Annotated in this window: 2 protein-coding genes; both read left to right on the top strand. The window is 71.2% G+C overall.

The features are described 5' to 3' along the window. Nucleotides 1-281: 281 nt before the first annotated feature. Nucleotides 282-446: a hypothetical protein gene (locus tag HNQ79_RS33020; RefSeq protein ID WP_185036676.1), complete on the top strand. Its 165-nt coding sequence runs from the start codon at nt 282-284 to the stop codon at nt 444-446. A 590-nt stretch (nt 447-1036) separates the two neighbouring features. Next, nucleotides 1037-3376, top strand: a complete 2340-nt coding sequence (locus HNQ79_RS33015; RefSeq protein ID WP_185036675.1) for an MMPL family transporter — start codon at nt 1037-1039, stop codon at nt 3374-3376. Nucleotides 3377-4010: the final 634 nt, after the last annotated feature.

Genomic DNA, 4010 nt, shown 5'->3' with positions numbered 1-4010 from the left:
CGCCGACCAGGCGACGACCGAACAAGCGAATCTGAACACCCGTCAACCCGCCCTGACCAGCTGATCAGCACCTCCCGAACAACGGGGGAACCTCAACCCGCCGGCTGCGCGCGATCGACTACCGGGGGTCCGCACGCTTCGTACTGGACGCCCTCCCCCGCGGGGCAGGCGCAAGGCTCACCCAGCGGGTGGCGGGCGCGGGCCCTGTCGGCCTGCTGGCCTCCAATTTGGACTGCGGTCCCGCTCTGGCCCTCTTCGGACTCCCGGCAACACAAGCCCAGATGTTCAGCGCACCTGCGGACGGACTCCGCTGCTACACCGCCCTGACCGGCTATGACTCCTACGCCCGCCTGACCGTCGTGCACGACAGCTCCCTCGCGGGGATGCCACGACTGGGCGAGCACTGGGAAACAGCAGTGCGGGAACTCGCAGACGCGCCCCGCTAAAGCCGAACCGGACGAGGGGGTCGTCCGATTGACTCCTTCGCCGAGGACGGGTTCGCGCTGAACTCCGAAAGACGCCGGAAGTCCTCGGTGCCTACGTCTGAGTCGATGGCTTCCGCGCACTCGTGGAGGGTGCGAAGTATCGACCGGGGCCCGACACGGTGCAGCGCCCCGGCGCATCGTCAGGCCGTCCGCACGTGCACGCTCCCTCGCGGCGCGCCACGTCCGACATCTCGCGCGGATCGACCAAAAGGGCGTGCGCGAGAGCAACAGGTAAACGAGGGCTGCACCGCCCACCCGACGCAAGGCCTCTCCGACGCCCTACGGCGTGTCCTGTCCGGTCGGAGCGCCCTGATGGGGAAGCGTGTGCACGGTCCTGGCCCGCCGGGATCGACACGGCACGCTACCCCATACCGAGTCTTGCCCCTCCACGTTCACGACCGGTCCGCCGACGGCACGCATCTGCTCCCGGGTGGGCACACCCGGGCCGGCCACGGACCCGATCACGTAACGGTTCCCGCTCCGTATACATACCCGCCCGCCGATCGCGGGCGCAGCGAGGAGCACCGCCGACCGAAGGGACACCCCGGCCCATGCCCGACCCGTCATCCCCGTCCGACCTGTCAGCGCCCTTCGCCGCGTCCGCATCCGGGCCGGGGGCCGGCGAAGCCGCCCTCGGGAAGGTCCAAGGTCTGGGGGATCACGACCGCAGCCACTCCCGGGGCAAGGGCAGCGGGATGCCGCTGCTCGGCCAGGTGGCGCGCTGGTCGTTCCGGCACTGCCGTGCCGTGCTCGGTGCCGTAGCTGGGCTGGTCGTCCTGCTGGCGGGTCTGGGGCTGGGCGTAGGGGGCGAGTGGTCCAACGGCGGCTACACCGCGGACGGCACCGCCGCGCAACGGGCCGAGAGCGCGGCGCGTCACTTCGGCGCCGGGACGCCCGACCTGGTCCTGTATCTGCGTTCCGGCCGACCGGTCGACTCGCCCGACGTGGCCGCGGAGGGACGACGGCTGACCGAACTGGCCGCCGCGACGCCGGGGGTCGGCGCCGCACTGTCGTACTGGAACACGGGGAGGGACCCGCTCCGGTCATCCGACGGCCGGGGCGCCCTGCTGCGTGTCGATCTGGAGGGCGACGAGTCGCAGGCCGCCCGCACCGCGCGGTCCCTGGTGCCGTCACTGCGGGCCGCAGCCCCCGGTCTCGACCTGGCGGTGAGCGGGCCCGCCTGGGTCAACGTGACCGCAACCGAGCAGGCGGAGCGCGACTTGCTCCGCTCGGAGCTGTTCGTCCTGCCCGTGACGTTTCTCGTCCTGGCACTGGCCTTCGGCTCGTTCAGCGCCACCATCGTCCCCGCCGCGATCGGTGTGACCGCGGCATCGGGCGCCCTGGCCCTGCTCGCAGTCGTGACCCGGCTGCTGCCGATCTCGGTCTTCGCCGTGAACCTCAGCTGCGCCCTCGGCTTCGGTCTCGCCGTCGATTACGCCCTGTTCACCTTGGCCCGCTACCGAGAGGAACGAGCCCGGGGGCTGGACGCCGAACAGGCTGTGGGGCGGGCGATGTCCACCACCGGCCGGGCTGTCGTCTTCTGTGCCTTGACCATGGCCTGGTGTATGGCGGGCCTCCTCGTCTTTCCGCTGGGGCTGATCCGTTCCCTGGCGTTCGCCTCACTGGTCGTCGTCGCGTTCTGCGCAGTGGGGACCCTGTTCCTCCTTCCCGCCCTGGTCGCCGCGTTGGGTGGCCGACTCGATGGCACGCGCCCGCCGCGCCGCTGGCCCTGGAGGCGCGGCTCCGGCGATCTTTCGGTCAGCCCGACCTGGAGAGGGGTCGCCGTCGCCGTCACCGCACGGCCCTGGTTGTGGGGAACGGCCGGGGCCGCCCTCCTGCTCGGCCTGGCCCTTCCCGTTGCGGGGCTGCGGCCCACGCTGACCGACGAGTCCATCCTCCCACCCACCGCCGAGGCGCGGACGGCGGCCGCGGCCATCCGCGCCGACTTCCCCTTCGCACCGGAACGGCAGCTGACCGTGGTGCTGCCCCGGACGGACGCGGCGTCCCGGGCCGCCGAACTCGACGCGTATGCCCGCACGCTGGCCGCGCTGCCCGGCGCGGCGCGGGTGAGCACAACGGCCGGGGAGTACGCCGGGGGGCGTCAGATTGCCGAACGACGAACGGAGATGGCCCTCCGTCCCGGCACGCTGGTCGCGGTCTTCGGCGCGGACCCAGTCCAGTCCGCAGAGACCGGCGCCCTGGTCGACGCCGTACGTGCCACCCCGGCCCCGGGCCCGGCGATGGTGACCGGGGCGGCAGTCCACCTCGTCGACACCCGGCGGGCCGTCACCGACGCGCTGCCCTGGTGGACGGGGCTCACCTTGTGCGGTGTGTTCATCATGCTGCTGCTGTTCACCAGGAGCCTGCTGGTGGCGCTCAAGGCCGGGGTCCTGGGCGCGCTCAGCATCGGCGCCGCCCTCGGCCTGATGGTCCTGCTCTTCCAGCACTTCCAGCTCCTCGGACCGCCCGCCACGGGAGGCGCGAGCACGCTGGAGATCACGATGCCGCTGCTCGCTGCCGCGCTGGCTTTCGGGCTGTGCGTGGATTACGAGGTCTTCCTCGTCTCCCGCATGGCGGAGGAGTGGCGGCGCACCGGGCAGAACACGGCGGCCATCGTCTTCGGTATCGAACACACGGGGCGGCTGTTCAGCGCTGCGGCCCTGGTGGTCGCTGTGAGCATGGGCGCGCTGGTCCTCTCCCAGGTCAGCCTACTGGTGGTACTGGGCGCGACGATGGCGGCCATCGTCCTCATCGACGCCACCGTCGTACGGGGCGTCCTGGTCCCGGCGTTCATGCAACTGGCCGGCCGGGCAAACTGGTGGTCACCGCCGACACCCGGCCGGGCAGCACCCCCAACGGCCCCCGCCCCCACCGAAACACACAACCGGTGACCAAGACCACGACGGAAGCGACGGCGCCCTGGAACCGCAACGGACGACGCGGTGTGCCGGTGCCCACTCTCACCGGCCAAGACCATGGGTGGGCCACCCTTGTCCACCGCCGCGAGCTACTGCTCCTGGACCGCCCGTCCCGGCTGCCGCGGCAGTCACGACTCTGCAGGCGGCGAGGGAGGCCGGCCACCCCGTGGCCTCCGCCTCCTCGTCGACGGCAGGCACGCGGAACGTGAAGGGCACCTTCAAGTCGCCGTGCTCACGGGCATAGATGACGGCCGCCTCCACCCCGCGCCAGTGCTCATGCTCCGGATTGAGGACGCGCAGGTTGATGAATGCCACAAGGGCGGCCGGGTCGCGCGGCGTGAAGAACTCCAGCAACGCCTTGGCGGGGGCACTGGTATCCCGGGAGCCCTCGCCGCTCCCGCCCGTGCTCTTCGCGCTGTCGTCGCTGGCTAGGTGATGTGCGTCATGCGTTTTTCACTGTGTGAGCGTCAAGTGAATGCACTGATGTCGGGCTGGGGCGGGCCGGGTGCTTGAGTAGCCGTTGTCGTACCGGTTGTGGGACGTGTGGATCGAACAGGGTTCCTGGTCGGGTGATCTTTCAGCGGTACGCGCATGAAGGCAGGGCCTC

Origin of the sequence: Streptomyces candidus, assembly GCF_014207445.1 — a bacterium.
In the GTDB taxonomy this organism is placed as follows: domain Bacteria; phylum Actinomycetota; class Actinomycetes; order Streptomycetales; family Streptomycetaceae; genus Streptomyces; species Streptomyces candidus.
This window is presented reverse-complemented; position numbering and strand designations above follow the sequence as displayed.